Below are 16,986 nucleotides of genomic sequence, written 5' to 3' on the forward strand. Positions count from 1 at the left end.
GGGCGGTGGCGCGGGTGGCCGCGTGCTGCTCCAGAGCAAGGCGACCCTCTGTGCGTCCAGCGTGAGCGCGGGCAACGCCGGGCAGTCCGGGTTCCCGGGGGCGGGCTCGAATGGCGCGGGGCCGGCCGGGGGGACGGATGGCGGCACCGATGCGGGCATCCCCGATGGTGGGACGTCCAGTGGCACGTCGGCCGGGACCGTGCACGAGATCAAGTTCTCCTTCCAGGTGCCGACCACGCCCGCCATCACCCTGCCCGTGGCGGGACAGGTGTCCACCACCACGCGCCCGCGCATCGAGGGCCAGGCGGGCACGGACGGTCCGGTCGTCCACATCCTCATCGATGGACGCGAAGTGGGCATGGTGGTGCCGGGGGCGGACGGGGCCTTCTTCCTGGAGCCCTTCACGCCGTTGACGGCCGGTGAGCACGAGGTCACCGCGTGGTCGGAGTCGCTGGGCGTGGCGAGCCTCGCGGCCACGCCGGTGCGCTTCACCACGCCGGCGGTGGTGCTCGCGGACGGTGGTGTCGTGGACATGGCGGTGCTGGTGGTGCCCGCGAACGGGGACACCGTGGGGCCCACGCCGCTGTTCGCCGGCACCACGACGAATGGACTCACGGTGGGCGTCGTCATCGACGACGGGCCGGACAACATCGTGCCGGTGGATCTGCTCGGGCGCTTCCGCTTCCAGGTGCCGGAGTCGGAGGCGCTGTCGGTGGGCGTGCACAAGGTCACCGTCCACGCGCACAACGAGACGGGCGAGGACGGGCCGCACTCCGACGTCGTGGGCTTCGAGGTGGTGGTGGCTGGCGACGGAGGAACGGGCGTGGACGCGGGCACGGCGGATCCCGCGGTGCCCATGATGGTCGTGCCCGCGCAGGACGCGAGCGTGGACCCCACGCCGACGTTCGTGGGCGTGGCCCTGGCCGGCACGACCGTCCGTCTGGAGTTGGACGGCGCCCCGCTGGCCACCGTCACGAGCGACGCGGAGGGCGTCTTCCGCCACGAGGTGGGCGCTGACGCGGCGCTCGCCACGGGGGCGCACCGCATCGTCGCGCAGGTGGTGACGGAGGAGGGCGAGGCCGGTCTACGTTCACCGGAGGTGGGCTTCCAGGTGCGCGGTCCCACGGACCTGGACGTGGGCTGCGGCTGCGGTGCGGGGCCCGCGGGGATGATCAGCGTCTGGGCGCTGGTGGGGCTGACCGCGTTGGCCCGCCGCCGCGCCCGGGGTTGAGCGCGCGAACTCCGGTTCAGACTTCGGTGAAGTGCATGCCGGTGGCGCCCGTCTGCTCCAGCGCTGTCTTGAGGTCTTCGGAGACGATGAGCGCGACCTTCCATCCCCAGGGACGGAAGAGCTGGGTGGCGCCGACCTTCGATGGGTCGATGCGCATGCCGTACACGGAGCGGTACTGCCCCAGCTTCTCAGGCTTGTTGTGTCTGGGTTCCCAGAAGAGGACCTCCTCGGAGGCCTTTTCGTCGATACAGCGGACGGTCTTCGTGGCGACCACGAGGACGTATTGGTCGGGTTGGCTGGGAATGTCGACCGGGAGGAGTTGCACGTCGGCGGCCGCACGCTCCGCGAGGACGGTCGCGAGCTTGACGTGGACGATGGGGGTCAACCCGACAGGAGTTCTTGAGAAGTCCACCGGCCTTCCTGTTTCACTGAGACGAACGGTCAGTCGGCCTTCGACGTGGACAGGTCTTCCCTCTGTGAACATCCAGGGGTCTTCCTCCTCCTGACGTCGCTCGTTCCAGGGACTCTCCAGAATCCAGGTGCCCTCCTGGACGTCCTCCGCGAGTTCGAAGAATCGATCAGCCATGAGCGGGGTCTAGCGCTTCGCGCGGGGTGAGGTCAGGAGTTTATGGAGGGTCGTGCCCGGGGACGAGGCTTCCTCGGCAAGCTCCTTGAGCACACCCTTCAAGGCCGTGCGGCAGTCCACCACGGTACGACAGGTGCCCATGGCCGAGTTCAGTCGCTGCATGATCCGTTCATGATACTCGCGAGGGTGAGGGCCTCGGTGTCCCTGGATCTCGACGATGTTCTCGGGATCATCCAAGTCCATCCCCGCCTTCTTGAAGATGACCCTGAAGCGTTGTGTCCAGGGCCCACCGTTCTTCGAGGACTTCTCGTTGCGGAGGGTGGCCAGGTGATGCTTCTGGGGCGGTCCGGACCGGGATGACATCGCGAGCGCGTTGGGTGCGAGCGCGATGGTGAAACCGTCGGCGGTCATCGCCACGGAGCGGATGTTCCCCATGGCCACGAACCGAAAGCCGGCCTGGGTCTCCACCGCGAGCGCGGCCTGTGCGGAGCCCGGCAGGCTTTGCGTCCTCGCGGCGAGCCCTGCTGTGTTTCCCAGCGCGGCGGCGGCCACCATGACGAAGACACGCGCGGCGTTTTCTCCCAGCACCTTTCCGTACGCCTCGCCCGCGTCCCGCACCTGCACGAACGTGGTGGCTTCATCCACCTGCCGCACCAGGGCCACCCACCCGTCGAGGATGCGCCACACCGTATCCACGCCCAGGTACGCGATGGCGGTCGCGGTCATCAGGGCCGCGAGTCCCTTGGACACCGGCTCCGGCAGCGCCCAGAGCAACAGGTACATCGTCACGGTGGAGGTCATCATGGCCATCACCGCCTGCGGATGGGCCATGTCCTTCAATGCGTCGGAGGTCTCACGCCACACCGAATCCATGGCGACCGCCATCGCCAGCGCATAACGACCGTCGCCTCCCAGCAACGGCCCTTCTTCCAGCAATCGCAGACAGTCCCCCGGCTGTTTCCGGCGGCTGTCGCACCAATGCTTGTAACCGCGGGTCAGGTCGTCGGAGGCATCCAGCAGGTGCAGGTCACGCGCTTCCTGTTCGCCCAGGGGGATGATCCGCCGGGTCCGCTCCTGGAACCCGTACAGGCCACTGCGCTCCGGCAGGCCGAACAACTCCCGGGCCTCCCTCATGGGCCGAGTGGAAGGTCGTACCTCCCGGGCCAGCGCCCGCACCGTCTGCTTGAACTCCTCGTCGTCCAGTCGGGTCGTGGCGAGCGAAGCGTCCACGTCCTCGTGCGGCGTGACGACCTCCCGGTCGCCGTCGTCCGTCTCCAGTTTCACGACCCGCGTCGTCGCGCAGCCCGACACGAGCAACCCCAACAGCAGCGCCCACTGCCATCGCTTCATGCCCGCACGCTAGCCGCGAAGCCGTGTCCCGCATTCCCAGGTGCCCTCCGACCCCGGCGGGGCAAGGGGGCCTCCGGGCGTCCGGAGGGGTTGCCGGGCGCGCCGTGGGGACCCCCGTTATCTTCCCGCCCTCGAAGGCGTCCCCAGGGCGGTGTCCCGGGGCGGAAGGTGGCGCGCGTGACGACGGACGTGTCCTCGGAAGATGTCCCCTCGCGGCCGGCCCGGCGTTCGTCACGCTCACCGGGCTGGCGGTGGATGCTGTCCCTGCTGCTGGCCCTGGCCCTCCCCACCGCCCTGCACGTCTACATCGGCCTGCGCCTCTTCACGTCCCCAGGCTGGCCCGCCCCCTGGGCCGCCGTGGGGTGGGGCCTGCTGGGCCTGTGCTACCTCGTCCTCCTGGCGGGGTTTCGCGTCTCCCGCCGTGAGCAGCCCACCGGCCTCTCCCGCGCCATCCAGTGGGGCGCCTACGTGTGGCTGGGCGCCTTCGGCATCTTCCTGACCGCCGTGCTGGCCTCGGACGTCGTCGCGGGCGTGCTGTCCTTCTCCGGCGCCGTCACCGACCTGCACGCGCTCGCGCAGGGCCGCGCGGCGGCCGTGCTGGGCACCGTCGTGCCCGCCGTGGCGTTCGCGTTCGTCACCGCGCGCGGCCGCGCGAAGGTGGAGCGCACCACCGTGCCCGTCCAGGACCTGGGCCCGGGCCTGGACGGCCTGCGCGTGGTGCAGCTGTCCGACGTCCACGTGGGCCCCACCCTGGATGGCGTGTGGCTGCGGCGCGTGGTGGAGCAGGTGAACGCGCTGGAGCCGGACATCATCGCCGTCACGGGCGACCTGGTGGACGGCACCGTGGAGCAGCTGCGCGACCAGGTGGCGCCGCTCGCGGACCTCAAGGCGAAGCTGGGCGTCTACTACGTCACCGGCAACCACGAATTCTACCACGGCGCCCGCGCCTGGATTTCAGAGGTGGCCCGGCTGGGCCTCACCGTCCTCAACAACGAACACCGCGTGGTGGAACGCGACGGCGCCCGGCTCGTCGTGGCCGGCGTCACCGACCACGACGCGGGCCACATCGATGCGCCGCTCGCCAGCCGCCCCGACCTCGCGCTCGCGGGCGCCCCGCCCGACGTGCCCCGCCTGCTCCTGGCCCACCAGCCCCGCTCCGCCCTGTCCCTGGGCGGCCTGCGCGTGGACCTCCAGCTGTCCGGCCACACCCACGGCGGGCAGATCTTCCCCTTCATGTTCTTCGTGAAGCTCCAGCAGCCCGTCGTGCAGGGCCTGGCCACCGTGGCCGGCACCCGCGTCTATACGCACCGCGGCACCGGCTACTGGGGCCCCCCGCTCCGCCTGGGCCCCGCCCCGGAGATCGCCGCCCTCACCCTGGTCGCCGCACCCCGCCCAACCGGAGATTGAAGCCAAGCTTGATATTTCCGATATTGCTGTTTACTGTGAGGACGTGTCTACCGCACCGTCTTCCCTCCTTGTCCCGGAATTCGCCTTCTCCCGTCCCACGGCGCCCGCGGCCTCGGGTGCGCGGCGCGGGGGGCTGACCTCGGTTCCGGCGGCCAGGGCAGGGTCGGCGGTGCCGGTGCTGTTGGTGGTCTCCGAGTCGCCCGAGGTGCGGTTGGCGGTGGCCCGGGAAGTGGGGGAGGGGTGCCGCGTGGTGGCGGCGCTGGGGGCGACGTCGGCCGACCGGCGGTTGGACCTGGGTGTGGACGTCGATGGGCTGGTGCTGGACCTCGACGCGGATCGCCGCGTCGTGAGCGATTTCCTCTGCCGTCTGGTGGACCGGGGCTTTAGCGGTCCACGCATTCTCCTGTCCTCCGGTTTCCGCCCTGAAGCCAGCGCCACCTTCCGGGCCTCCAGCCATACCCACTTCGCACTCGGCCGGCCCTGGCGCTCCGGTGAGTTGCGATCGCTCCTGGAGCTGGTCCTTGGGGTCTCCCACTTCGCTGAATCGTCAGGCTGTCCGTGACACCCGTCCCGCGCCGCTGACCGAGCGGGTCGCGGATGCGGGCCATGGACTCTTCACCGGCATCGCCGGGGCGTCCGCGGGCGCCGCGCGCAGCGCGTACGTGGCGCTGATGCTGCTGGCCGGCGGCATGGCCCGCTGTGCGACGGGCCGCACCCGGGAGGGCCTGCCCCAGCTCAAGCGCGGCCTGTTCCGCGTGGCGCAGGTGCCCATGGACCTGGTGCTGATGCTGGGCGGTCGCGTGCTCAGCGCCGTGCAGGTGGTGTCCGGCCTGGAGCCCGTGGGCCGCCGGCTGACGGACGCGGAGGTGACGCGGCTGCGGCCCATCTTCGGCGACAGCCTGGACTTCCGCTGCGTGCGCGTGAAGGAAGGCGCCCTGGGCCTGCTGGGTCTGCCGGGCCGCGCGTTCGCCCACGGCGACATCCTCTTCATCCCCCCCGGCTACGGCGCGGTGGGCTTCCGGCTGCTGGTGCATGAGCTGACGCACGTGTGGCAGCACCAGCACGGCGGCACGGGCTACCTGAGCGGCGCGCTGGCGGCCCAGTACCTGGGCGACGGCTACGACTGGCGCAAGGCCGTGGGACACCGCCGGTGGGCGGAGCTGAACGCGGAGCAGCAGGCCCAGTTCATCGAGGACGCCGCCGACGCGCAGCTCATCCCCCACGTGGGCCGGCCCACCCCCCAGCAGCGGCTGCGCGGCTGGAGCGACGCCGCCCTGTGCCTGCTGGACGAGGCGCTGGACAGCCTCTACGCCGGACGGGGCGCGCCGTGAGCCAGAGGCCCTCCCCATGACGCCGCCTGCCTCCCGGCCCGGAGGCACGCCCGAGGGCCGCTGCGTGCAGGCCGTCACCTGGCGCCGCCTGGAGTCCCCGGGCACCGAGCACTGCGAGCTGTGGGAGTCCGCCGCCGGCCCCCTCCTCACGGGCACCGCGGTGCTGGTGAGCGAAGGGCTGCCGCTGCTGGTGCGCTACACGGTGGCGTGCGATCCAGACTGGCACACGCGCGAGGCGCGGCTCGTGCTGCACCAGGGCGGCACGCGGCGCACCCTGGTGCTCCAGGTGGATGACCACCAGCGCTGGTGGCGCGACGGCCGCGAACTGCCAGAGCTGCGCGGCTGCGTGGACGTGGACCTGAGCGTCACCCCGTCCACCAACACCCTGCCCATCCGCCGGCTGGGGCTGGAGGTGGGCCAGGCCCGGGACGTGACGGCCGCGTGGGTGCGCCTGCCGGACCTGTCCCTGGAGCGGCTGGAGCAGCGCTACACCCGGCTGTCGGCGTCGCTCTACCGCTACGAGAGCGCGGGCGGCGCCTTCGTGGCGGAGGTGGACACCGACGCCCAGGGGCTCGTCACGCACTACCCGCCTGGATGGGAACGCGTGGCCACCTCCGAGGGTTGAGTCCCCGCCGACACGGCTTCGGCGTGGCTTCGCGCAACCCGGGACACTCACTCGCGGACAATCCCCCCATGCATTGCCGCAAATGCATGCCGGCGTGTCAGTAGATGTGCGCACGGGCGGCAGAAGACGGGGTTCTCCCAGGGGGTGGGGGATTGCGGGGACTACCTGTCATATAGGAATGGGCCCGGGTGACGTGCTGGGTTATATATCGACCCATGAACCGTTCCGGATGCAGAGGGGCCGCGAGCCTGGGGCCACCCCGCCGGACGTCACGTGCAAGGTTGATGTGGTGAAAACCCACCCCCGAGGTCCTATCGCTTCCGGCCGCGCCCGCAAGAAGCGCCCCAGGGCGCCTGCGTCCGCCGCCGCGCTGTCGCGACGGCAGTTGGAGCGCAAGCTGGCGGTCAGTGTGGGCGCGGCGGCCCGGGCCGCTCGGCTGCGGGCCGGACTGACGCAGGCGGATGTGGCGGACCGCGTCGGCATCGCGTCGGAGGTCTACGGCCGGTTGGAGCGGGGCAAGATGATGCCCAGCGTCCCCACGCTGTTCCGTCTATGCCTAGCGCTGCAGCTGTCCGCGGACGCGTCGCTGGGGCTGGCGGTGGCGGCGGCGGCGGGCGCGGGGCTGTGGGAAGAGGACTCCACGGACAAGGACGACCTGCCGGAGATGCGGCGCCTGCTGCGCTCCCTGCGCCGGCTGCCGCGCCCCCAGCTCAAGCTGATGAGCCTGGTGGCGAGCGCCATCCTCCCGACGCGCCGCTAGCCCGCTTTGGGTCAGCGCGCCGCCGGGGCCCGGGACGCGTCCTGGGGCGGCTTCGTCACCTTCCAGACCCAGCCGGAGGGGGTGACGTCGCGGTGCGTGGTGTTCACGTCCACCGCGTACACGTCCAGGGTGTGCTCGCCCTCGGGCAGGTCCTTCAGGCGCCAGGGGGATTCGCAGGGGATGTAGAGGCTGCCGTCGAGCGAGCACCAGAACACGGGCTTCAGCGTCGTGGCGGTGAAGACGAAGCGGGCCTCCCGGGAGGTCGTGGCCCCGGGAGGGCCCTCGTCGATGAAGGTGTCCGGCCCCGGGTTGCCCGCCCGCGCCAGGGACGGCGGGAACAGCAGCGGCATCAGCACCAGTCCCAGCAGCAGGGACGCCAGCACACCATGGGGCAGATACCGCAGGGACGGCGGGGGAATCATGGTGGGGACTCCGAGGCTCGGGCGCGCGACACCGGGGTCCTCCGACGCCCGCGTGCCTGGATCGCGACGCAAGGCGGCGGCCTCGTTGGACGGGGGCGTGTCATGGAGTCCAGGGATCGGGAAAGGGACGACTTCCTGGAGGGTGGGGATTGCGCCGAAATGGGGCGTCCCGTCCCGAGGGCGGGGGCGGGCATCCACGGCGCGACGACGGCCCGCGTCCAAGTGTCCGCCAGAGGAAGGATGCGTGGATTGTGGCGCGCCCGCGAGCCAAGGCATTCGCCGCGATCACGGAGGGGCGCTTGTCAGGGCGCACATCCCCTGGCCTCATGGGCGCGGCCGGGAACCGACTTCACGTACGACGAGCTCCACCGACCATGACCGTAGGCCCATGCCCGTAGGAAAGAGGAGCGAGCCCTGGCGCTTCGTGGGGATGGCGCTGGTGCTGGCCTTCCTGCTGCCGGCCCTTCCCGCGCGCGCGGTGCCACCCGCCGCAACTCCCGCCGTGGGCGAAGAGCGCCCCGGCAGTGAGCGCCTGGGCGACACGCTGGACGCGGGCCTGCCCGTCACGGAGGAGAACCTCACCACCGGCTCCGCCCCCCGGGGCATGGACGCGCCGTGGACCGAAGGGCAGGGCACGTCCGCGGACGGCGGCGCCGGCACCGTGGCGAAGGAGGCGGAGCTGCAGCGCACCGACGCGGGCTGGGCGGTGGAGGCCGGGGCCGCCCCCGACGGTGGGCCGGCGCTGGCCGCCTTCGTGCCGCCCGCGCTGGTGGGGGACTCCCCCGCGCCGTACCCGCCGCTCCTGGTGGGCGAGGGCGTGGCCGGCACGGTGAAGCTGGAGCTGCTGGTGGACGAAGCCGGTGAGGTGGACACCGCCACGCTGGTGGAGGGCGTGCACCCGCTGCTCAACGAGGCGGCACTGCACGCGGCGCCCCGCTTGCGCTTCTCCCCGGCGCTGATGGAGGGCAAGCCCGTCGCGGTGCGCCTGTTCTTCGAGTACCGCTTCGAGGCCCCCCTGCCGGTGGCCACCGGCGCGGACGGCGGCACCGAAGGCACTCAGCTGAAGGGCCCCATCACCCTCAAGGGCCTGGTGCGCGCCAAGGGCAACCGCAAGCCGCTCATCGGGGCGACGCTGGTGTCGGACGCGGCGCCGGACTTCCCGGTGCAGACGGACGAGAACGGCCGCTTCGAGGCGCGCTTCCCCACGGGGGGACAGGCGGTGCGCGTGTTCGCCCCGGGCCACAAGCCCGGCCTGTACCGCGAGGCCCTGAAGAGCACCGAGTCGCTGGAGGTCGTCTACGGCCTGGAGCCGCTGGTGCTCAACCCGTACGAGACGGTGGTGCGAGGCGACCGCGAGCGCACCGAGGTCAGCCGCATCACCCTGCACGACGCGGAGCTGCGCGAGGTGCCCGGCACCATGGGCGACCCCTTCCGCGTCGTCATGCTGCTGCCGGGCGTGGGCAGCATGCTGTCCGGCGTGGCCTACCCGGTGGTGCGCGGCAGCCAGCCCGCGTCCACGGGCTATTTCCTGGATGGCATCCGCATCCCCATCCTCTTCCACCTGTTCCTGGGCCCCGCGGTCATCCACCCGGACTTCCTGGACGCCATCGACTTCTATCCGGGCACGCCGCCGCCGCAGTACGGCCGGCTGATGGGGGGCGCCATCGACGGGCGCCTCACCCGGCCGCGCGATGACCGGGTGCACGGCAGCGCGTACGCGGACTTCATCAACGCGGGCTTCTTCATTGAAACGCCCTTCAAGTCCACCGGCACCAACGTCAGCCTCGCGGGCCGCTATTCCTATACACCGTGGATCATCGCGCTGGCGGCCAACAGCCTCCAGGACCCCGCGCCGCCGGGCCGCACCAACCCCAAGGTGGTGCTCGACTTCTGGGATTACCAGGCGCGCGTGGAGCAGGACGTGGGCAAGGGCAAGCTGCGGCTGTTTGCCTTTGGCTCGTCGGACACCTTCGGTTCCGAGGCGCAGGACGCGCAAGGTGACACCGCGCTGCAATCCATCATCTTCCACCGCGTGGACCTGCGGGGCCGCTACCCGGTGGGCAAGGGCGAGTTCGAGGTGGGCGGCACGTGGGGCCTGGACCGCTTCTCCGTCGTGTCACGCGGGCCGGACAACGGCGATGAAATCTACATCGACCAGAGCACGCTGTCGGGGCGCGTGGGCTACAGCGTGCCCTTGTCGGAGCGTCTGTTGTTGCGCGCTGGCGCGGACGTGGACCACAAGCGCGCCATCGTGGACCTCATCAGCGTGGAGGGCGGCGAGGAGGTGGAGGAGGACAGCATCCACGCGCCCGTGGCGCTGGCCACCTTCGCGGGCGCCTACGCGGAGGCGGTGTGGACGCCGAACCCGAAGTGGACGGTGGTGCCCGGCCTGCGCCTGGACAGCTACCACCTGTCCGGCGGGTTCGACCACAAGGTCCTGGAGCCGCGCCTCACCGTGCGCCACAAGCTCACCGACACCGTGTCGCTCAAGGGCGGCGCGGGCATCTTCCACCAGCCGCCCACCACCCTCATCAGCCTGCCGGTGGTGGACGTGGGCAGTCTGTTGTTGGGCCTCCAGGAGGGCGTCCAGATGTCCGTGGGCGCGGAATGGAAGGCCTTCAGCAAGTGGGAGGTGGGGCTGGATTTCTATGTGAACCCCCTGCTGCGCACCATTGAGCTGACGCCCTTCTCCGACGAGGGCCTGGGCGACGACCTGGGCCCCGGCGAGCCTTCCGAGCCTGGCGAGCCCGACCTGCCCGGCGGCGGCGTCACCCAGAACGGCTTCCGCCGGGTGCGTGCCCGGCAGATCAACGTGGATGAGCCTCCCGTCAGCCGCGACGACTGGGACCTGCCGGACTTCGAAAGCCACGGGTTGGCGTACGGCATGGAGCTGCTCATCCGCTACCCGCTGGGGAACAACTGGTTCGGGTGGCTGTCCTACAGCCTGCAGCGCAGCACGCGGCGCACCACCTTCTTCCGCTACGACTCCACGGGGAAGGCCATCTCCGAGGACAAGGCCGACCTGCCCTTCGCCTTCGACCAGACACACATCCTGAACCTGGTGGTCAGTCACAAGTTCTCCAACAACATCACCCTGGGGGGCGTGCTCCACTTCAACACCGGACGTCCCGAGTACGGCACCCTGGGCAGCCAGACGATGCGCGAGGGCACCGACAGCGACGGCCGCCCCGCGTGGGTGAGGGTGGACAGGGACGCCGTGGACCGGCTGCCGCCCTTCTTCCGCTTCGATGTGCGCGTGTCCAAGGCCTGGGCCTACGAGACCTTCACCCTGGAGGCCTACCTGGACATGCTCAACGTCACCCTCAACCAGGAGACCCTGGGCTTCGAATACGAGGGCGGAGGCTTCAGCCGGCAGCCCTTGACCAAGAATTCCGTGGGGTTACCCATCGCCCTGCCCATCATCGGCGTCAAAGGGCGGTACTGAACCGCCCTGGCAGGTAGGCCCAGTGCTCAGGGGTGAGCATTTTTTCGCCCACCCTGCACTCCAGGGCCGATCCTCCAGTGCCCAAATGTGTCAGTATTCCGCGAGACGCGGGTTATTCACGCCTGCCTGGCACCGTCGCCGAGGGCAGGGGCAAGGCCCGAAGCGTCGGGGGGAGTACGATGATGGGTTTGTCCTGGGGGCCGGGAATGGCCTCGGCGTGGGAATTGCCCGCCGACAACGAGACGCCCTGCATCCTCCTGGAGCCCTTGCATGGGGAGACGGGCGAGGTGCTCGACTTCCGGTGGACGTCCATGAACGTCCCCGCCGAGGGCTGGGTGCGTTCCCTGGAGCTGGGCCGGCATCTGTCATTGTGGATGCTGGAAGGTGTCGCGCTGGTGGACGTGATGGCGTGCGCGCGGGTGCTCCTGCGCGGCGTGCCGCACGTGGGCCAGGTGCCGGGGGACGTGGCGGGGCGCCAGTACGTGGTGGTGCGCCACGGAGAGGGGCTCGCGCTGTGGCTGTTGCCGCGCGACGAGGGACGCGCGTCCGACGCGCAGCAGGCGGCCCGGGAGCGCAACGCCCGGCGCGAGGTGGAGGAGGCGCTGGCGCGCACGGAGCAGACGGTGAGCGCGCTGCGCGAGGCGGAGGAGCGCTACCGGCTGGCGACGCGGGCCACGCACGACGTGCTGTGGGACTGGCACTTCGGCACCGACCGCGTGCGGTGGGACCCGGGCACGGGGGACGCGTTCGGCCACGCCACGGCGGTGTTGGATCATCAGTTGGGCTGGTGGGGCGCGCGCGTGCACGACGACGACCGCGAGCGGGTGGTGGACAAGCTGGTGGACTTCGTCGCGTCCACCGGAGACGTCTGGAAGGACGAGTACCGGTTCCAGCGCGCGGACGGGAGCTGGGCGCACGTGCTGGACCGGGGCGTGCTGGCGCGCGATGACGAAGGGCGCCCGGTGCGGATGATTGGTTCGATGATGGACGTCACCGAGCGCACGCGCGAGCTGGCGTCCATGGTGGAGGAGGCGCGCTTCCGCGAGCGCTTCATCGGCATCCTGGGGCATGACCTGCGCAATCCACTCAACGCCATCGTGCTGTCGGCGCGGGCGCAGAAGCGGCGCGGACCGCTGGAGTGCACGCCGGAGCAGCACCGGCAGCACGCGCAGCGCATCGAGTCCTCCGCGACGCGCATGGGGAACATGATCGCGGACCTGTTGGATTTGACGCGGGCCCGGCTGGCCGGCGGCATTCCCCTGCGCAAGGGCCCCACGGACCTGGGGGTGGTGTGTCAGCAGGTGGTGGACGAATTGTCGGCGGCCTACCCGGAGCGCGCCATCGCGGTGGACGTGGATGGGAAGGCCGAAGGCGAGTGGGACGCGGAGCGGCTGGCGCAGGTGTTGAGCAATCTGGTGGGCAACGCACTGGAGCACGGGACGCCGGAGGCGCCGGTGTTCCTGCGCTGCTGGGCCAAGGGCGAGCACCAGGTGCTGGAGGTGCAGAACCCCGGCACGCCCATCCCCGAGGAGCTGCGCGAGCGGCTCTTCGACCCTTTTCGCCAGGGTGAAGGGGAGCGGGAACAGAGCCGGCGCAATGCGGGGTTGGGACTGGGGCTGTTCATCGTGAAGGAGATCGTCCAGGCGCACGGGGGCACCGTGGAGGTGGCTTCGTCGGAGAAGGACGGCACCACGTTCACGGTGAAGCTGCCCCGGCCGCCGCGTCCGAAGGCAAAGGCGAAGGCGTCGCGAGGTCGCACGCGAACTGCCTGAGCTTTTGGAAGGGGTGAGCGTTCACCGCCATGCGGTGAACGGGTGAGCGTCCTTTGTCACACGCACTGCGTGTTGGGCGAAGGACCGAAGGGGATGGGTCGGGAGTGCAGGGGCACTGCTCGCTTCGCGGAGGCGCGTTTACCGGTTGATCAGGCCGTACGGCTCGTGCGGCCACCCACGCGGAGGCAGTCCCCATGCACGTCAGTCCCCCTCGCATCCCCTCGTCCCGGTCGTCTTGCTGGCTGTCCCTGGTGCTCGCCACCGCGCTGACCGGTTGTGGTGCGCCGCTGGCGGCGGACGAGCAGGCTGCTGTCCCCACGCAGGCCTCGGACGCGCTCGCCTCCACGAATGGGCTCTCCACCAATGGCTTGTCGACCAATGGCTTGTCGACCAATGGCCTGTCCACCAATGGCTTGTCCACGAATGGCCTGTCCACCAATGGCTTGTCCACGAATGGGTTCCGCACGTGGTTCACGGCGGACCCGGCGTCGGCGGACATGGTGATGCGCTACGTGGTGCAGTGCTCGATGGCGGCGGGGAATCAGCTGACGTACCAGTCGCCCACGACGGGGGCGAACTACACGTGGAAGGGGAGTCTGGGGTTGGCGCCGGGCTGGGCGGGGGGCGCGCCGGCGACGGTGGCGGAGCAGCAGGTGGTGAGCGCGTGCCTGGCGGCGCATGCGAACAAGTACGGCGTGCACGTGGACATCTCCGTGCTGGGGCGCGACGCGGTGGGCGGGACGGTGCCGTACACGACGGACGAGCTGAGCACCTACGCCGAGCCCGAGGCGTGCTTCTTCGGCAACCTCTTCACGGGAGAGGGCGCCTTCGCGGCCAATGACGGCGCCTACCTGGACTACGACGAGAGCACGGTGCGCACCTGCGGCCTGTCGTCCTGGAGCGAGACGACGACGTGCACGCCGATGAAGCACGTGGGCGCGTGCCGCTACTACTGCACGCTGGACGCCACGCGGACCTACTACACGCGGTGCACGTACAACGGCGTGACGTACCGGCCCATCACCACGCGCATGCTGTCCCAGGACATCTACCGGTGCGGCGACAACGTCTGCCAGCTCACGGAGAAGTGCGGCACCAGCAATACGCCGAACAGCTGCGCGGCGGACTGCGGTCCCTGCCAGTAATCGCCAGGGAGACTGTCTGTCTATGCGGGGAGGGGCCGCCCAGCGCGAAGCCGGAAGCGCGTGACGAGGTCCCCCCACCAACGACCCATCATCCCGACGGTGGCCGGGCCATCCATGCCATGGCGGGCGGGGTGGTCCATGCGGATGGAATCCCAGCCGCGGTGTTCGAGCACGACGCGGGTGCCTCCGAAAGAGGGCTCGAAGCGGACCTCCACCTCCGTGATTTCGTCCGGGGCGAAGTTGCTGGCGCGCCATTGGAAGACGAGCCGCGCGCCGGGTTCCCAGACGAGCACGCGGCCGACTTCAAAGACTTCCGTCTCCGAGGACTCCAGCAGGCGGCCGCCGGGGCCGGGAGGCTCGAAGCGCAGGCTGCTGTTGGACGCATGAAAGGCCCGGTTGCGCGGGCCCTTGCTCCACCAGACGTCGGTCTCCTGGGTGAAGACCTCGAAGGCGTCCAGCGGGGACACGGCGACGAAGGTGGTGACGCGGGCACGGTCGGCGGACGGCATCATGACTTGCGGCCTCCCGAGGTTCCGGGGCCCTTCGTTCCCCGGGTGCGTTCCGCGTGGGCCTTGAAGGCGCCCAGATGGTCCTCCCAGAAGGACTCCACCTCGTCCAGCCAGCCGCGCAGGGCGGCGAAGGGCTCCGGGCGCAGGCGGTAGACGCGCACGCGGGCGTCGTCCGCGTCGATGTTCTCCTCCACCAGCCCCGTCTGGCGCAGCACGCGCAGGTGGCGCGACATGGCGGGGGGACTCATGTCGAAGGCGGCGGCCAGCTCCCCGGCCGGGTGGGGCCGCTGGCGCAGGCGGTCCACGACGCCCCGGCGCGTGGGGTCGGCGAGGGCGGAGAGGGTGCGGTCCAACGCGGACGGGGTGGCCATGGTTGGGATTACACCGGCCCCGTGACGCGCTGGGTGAACCACCAGCGGTGGCCTTCGGGGTCGGTGGCGCCATAGGAGCGATTGGTGCCCCAGTCGTCGCCGTAGTTCTTCGTCTCGGGCTCCAGGAAGATGGTGGCCCCGGCGGCGCGGGCCTGCGCGCAGTGGGCGTCCACGTCGTCCACGTGGACCATCAGGTACTGGGTGTTCATGCCCTGGTGCTGCTTGGGGCTCGCGTGGAAGGAGCGCTTCTGGGTGGAGCCCACCATGATGACGCCGTCGCCGTAGACGAGCTCCGAGTGCTCGATGGTGTTGCCCGCCCCTTCGACCTTGAGGCGCGTCTGGAAGCCGAAGACGCGCTCCAGCCAGTCGATGGCGGCGGGCGCGTCCTCATAGAAGATGCCGGAACAGATGCGAGGCCAGCCTTCAGGGAGCGGTTTCATGGCGGTCACTCCGGTGGGAAAGTCGTTAACGACAGGGTGAATGATTAACCCTATCGTTAACTTTTGTCAACCCCGGTCCGGACGGCCTAGAACGGCCTGGGGGTTCCGCCCGTGCGGGGCTGGGGCCGCAGGTTGAGCGAGGGCCCGGTGGACGCTTCCTGCGGGCCCAGGATGGCGGGCAGCGAGGGGGAGATCTTCCCCACGTAGAGCAGGCCCTGGAAGCCTTCGCTGGCGGGCACGTCGAGCCGCCGGATGTGCGGGCTGAGTCCCTCGCGGGCGGCCACCTTGGGCGAAGGCGTGGCGCCCACGAGGCCGCAGGCGAGCTTTCCGTTCCGGTCCAGGTCGCAGCCCCAGCGCGTGCCCTGCGCGTAGCTCATCTCCAGCACCACGAGCGACGGATAGTCCTTCATCAGGTGCGCCATGGGCGTGAAGCCCTGGTCCCACTCCGTGCCCTTCGCGATGCGCGTGTGCGTGTTGCCGGACAGCACGATGTGGACTTCATTCGGCTGTGCGGTCCGGCGCTCGGTCCACAGCTTCGCCTGGGCCGCGTCGCGCTCGCTGCCGCGCAGCAGGTCCGTGTCGTAGGCCACCAGCGTCACGCGCTGCCCCGCAGTGCGCAGCGCGCGCACCCGGTCGATGAGCTCCATGATGGCGCGGCTGCTGCGGCCGTCCTGGTAGGGACGCGACCAGAAGCGCCCTTCCAGCAGCGCGTCCTGGTCCGCCGGGGCGCCGGGGCTCGCCAGGTACGCGTCGATGCGCGCCTGCTCCGTGTCCGGGATGGACAGGCCGAGCACGACCGCGAGCCCCGTCTGCGCGGCCTGACACACCACGTGGCCCACCGTCCGGGGCGCTTCGTTGGAACCCAACTGCTCGCCGATGAGCAGCGTCAGGCCCGGGTGCAGCAATCCCGGCAGGCCCTGCACGGTCTCGGTGCACGGTCCCTCCGCCCTGGCCTCTTCCTTCCAGCCCTCCAGGTAGAAGTCCGAATCCCTCACCGCGGTGGGGCGCTTCTCCTGTGCGATGTTGCCGCTGACGACCTCGACGGAGGGCGCGGACTCCAGCCGCAGCGTGAGCGCCTGCTCCAGGTCCAGGTCGCGGATGCCGTGTTGGACGCCGCGCAGCATGGCCAGCCGCTTCTCGTCGTTGCTGTTCGGCCTCAGGTTCACTTCCTGAACGAAGGCGTCCGAGTAGTGCTCGGCCCACTGGGAGGACACCTTCCACCAATGCTTGCGCCACTCGACGTCGTTGGTCGCCGTCTCATGCGCCATCCGGAAGATGCGGACCACGGACTGGCGCGGGCTCAGGACGATGCCCGTCACCAGGTAGCGCGAATAGGTGTCAATCCTGCCGTGGGTCTTGTCGGGCGACTTCCACTCGGTGACAAGCTGGGTCGGGTCCTCGGTCTGCTCGAAGGAGTAGCCCTTCGCTTCCAGGAGCTGGCGCGTGACGTCCAGGGCCTCCGCCAGCGGCTTCTGGAAGACGTGCTCGTACTTGGGCAGCTCCGAATCGGACCCACGCTGTGAATGGGCGCAGCCCACGGACATCAAGGTCACGGCGACGAGAATCCAACGACTGTTCATCAGCTCTCCCGG

At 70.4% G+C, this 16,986-nt stretch carries 15 protein-coding genes and 1 pseudogene; 9 read left to right on the top strand and 7 right to left on the bottom strand.

The genetic code is table 11. The annotated features are described in order from the left end of the window. Nucleotides 1-1,231: pseudogene (locus tag D7X74_RS42970) on the top strand (hypothetical protein); the annotation flags it as partial. A gap of 16 nt (nucleotides 1,232-1,247) precedes the next feature. On the opposite strand, the gene D7X74_RS11825 reads toward D7X74_RS42970, so the two are convergent. Next, nucleotides 1,248-1,817, bottom strand: a complete 570-nt coding sequence (locus D7X74_RS11825) for an imm11 family protein (protein WP_120533044.1) — start codon at nucleotides 1,815-1,817, stop codon at nucleotides 1,248-1,250. Between the two features lie 9 nt (nucleotides 1,818-1,826). Beyond that, the gene (locus D7X74_RS11830) at nucleotides 1,827-3,167 is read right to left on the bottom strand and encodes an AHH domain-containing protein (RefSeq protein ID WP_120533045.1); all 1,341 of its coding nucleotides are present in this window, start codon (nucleotides 3,165-3,167) and stop codon (nucleotides 1,827-1,829) included. A 177-nt stretch (nucleotides 3,168-3,344) separates the two neighbouring features. Between D7X74_RS11830 and D7X74_RS11835 the strand changes: the two genes are divergently transcribed. From D7X74_RS11835 to D7X74_RS11855, 5 genes are all read left to right on the top strand, one after another. After that, nucleotides 3,345-4,574: a metallophosphoesterase gene (locus tag D7X74_RS11835; RefSeq protein WP_370450744.1), complete on the top strand. Its 1,230-nt coding sequence runs from the start codon at nucleotides 3,345-3,347 to the stop codon at nucleotides 4,572-4,574. A gap of 169 nt (nucleotides 4,575-4,743) precedes the next feature. Continuing rightward, nucleotides 4,744-5,136, top strand: coding sequence for a hypothetical protein (locus tag D7X74_RS11840; RefSeq protein WP_233602065.1), 393 nt, complete (start codon nucleotides 4,744-4,746; stop codon nucleotides 5,134-5,136). Beyond that, nucleotides 5,096-5,905: a DUF4157 domain-containing protein gene (locus D7X74_RS11845; protein WP_120533047.1), complete on the top strand. Its 810-nt coding sequence runs from the start codon at nucleotides 5,096-5,098 to the stop codon at nucleotides 5,903-5,905. The genes D7X74_RS11840 and D7X74_RS11845 overlap by 41 nt, the downstream gene beginning before the upstream one ends. 16 nt (nucleotides 5,906-5,921) lie before the next feature. Next, a complete protein-coding gene (locus D7X74_RS11850; protein WP_120533048.1) occupies nucleotides 5,922-6,530 on the top strand; it encodes a putative glycolipid-binding domain-containing protein in 609 nt (202 codons plus the stop codon). 289 nt (nucleotides 6,531-6,819) lie between these two features. Next, the gene (locus tag D7X74_RS11855; protein WP_324291337.1) at nucleotides 6,820-7,290 is read left to right on the top strand and encodes a helix-turn-helix transcriptional regulator; all 471 of its coding nucleotides are present in this window, start codon (nucleotides 6,820-6,822) and stop codon (nucleotides 7,288-7,290) included. Nucleotides 7,291-7,301: 11 nt separating this feature from the next. Here the strand turns inward: D7X74_RS11855 and D7X74_RS11860 are convergent, their stop codons facing one another. Next, nucleotides 7,302-7,712 carry a hypothetical protein gene (locus D7X74_RS11860; protein ID WP_120533050.1) on the bottom strand — a complete coding sequence of 137 codons (411 nt, stop codon included), beginning with the start codon at nucleotides 7,710-7,712 and terminating at the stop codon, nucleotides 7,302-7,304. A 604-nt stretch (nucleotides 7,713-8,316) separates the two neighbouring features. Here D7X74_RS11860 and D7X74_RS11865 point away from each other — a divergent pair. The 3 genes from D7X74_RS11865 (at nucleotide 8,317) to D7X74_RS11875 (ending at nucleotide 14,074) form a co-directional block, all read left to right on the top strand. After that, nucleotides 8,317-11,157, top strand: coding sequence for a TonB-dependent receptor domain-containing protein (locus tag D7X74_RS11865; RefSeq protein ID WP_120533071.1), 2,841 nt, complete (start codon nucleotides 8,317-8,319; stop codon nucleotides 11,155-11,157). Between the two features lie 206 nt (nucleotides 11,158-11,363). Beyond that, nucleotides 11,364-12,929 (top strand): PAS domain-containing sensor histidine kinase, encoded by a 1,566-nt coding sequence (locus D7X74_RS43650; RefSeq protein WP_120533051.1) that lies wholly within the window; start codon nucleotides 11,364-11,366, stop codon nucleotides 12,927-12,929. Nucleotides 12,930-13,123: 194 nt separating this feature from the next. Continuing rightward, nucleotides 13,124-14,074 carry a hypothetical protein gene (locus D7X74_RS11875; protein ID WP_120533052.1) on the top strand — a complete coding sequence of 317 codons (951 nt, stop codon included), beginning with the start codon at nucleotides 13,124-13,126 and terminating at the stop codon, nucleotides 14,072-14,074. Between the two features lie 20 nt (nucleotides 14,075-14,094). On the opposite strand, the gene D7X74_RS11880 is transcribed toward D7X74_RS11875, so the two are convergent. The 4 genes from D7X74_RS11880 to D7X74_RS11895 all read right to left on the bottom strand — a co-directional run bounded on the left by D7X74_RS11880 (nucleotide 14,095) and on the right by D7X74_RS11895 (nucleotide 16,938). Next, nucleotides 14,095-14,586, bottom strand: a complete 492-nt coding sequence (locus D7X74_RS11880) for an SRPBCC domain-containing protein (protein ID WP_233595587.1) — start codon at nucleotides 14,584-14,586, stop codon at nucleotides 14,095-14,097. Beyond that, a complete protein-coding gene (locus D7X74_RS11885; RefSeq protein WP_120533053.1) occupies nucleotides 14,583-14,954 on the bottom strand; it encodes a helix-turn-helix transcriptional regulator in 372 nt (123 codons plus the stop codon). Before D7X74_RS11885 ends, D7X74_RS11880 begins: the two co-directional genes overlap by 4 nt. Nucleotides 14,955-14,962: 8 nt before the next feature. Then, the gene (locus tag D7X74_RS11890; RefSeq protein ID WP_120533054.1) at nucleotides 14,963-15,394 is read right to left on the bottom strand and encodes a VOC family protein; all 432 of its coding nucleotides are present in this window, start codon (nucleotides 15,392-15,394) and stop codon (nucleotides 14,963-14,965) included. A gap of 86 nt (nucleotides 15,395-15,480) precedes the next feature. After that, nucleotides 15,481-16,938, bottom strand: coding sequence for a DUF1380 domain-containing protein (locus tag D7X74_RS11895; RefSeq protein ID WP_233595588.1), 1,458 nt, complete (start codon nucleotides 16,936-16,938; stop codon nucleotides 15,481-15,483). Between the last annotated feature and the right edge of the window lie 48 nt (nucleotides 16,939-16,986).

The organism is Corallococcus sp. CA047B, from assembly GCF_003612065.1.
In the GTDB taxonomy this organism is placed as follows: Bacteria; Myxococcota; Myxococcia; order Myxococcales; family Myxococcaceae; genus Corallococcus; species Corallococcus praedator.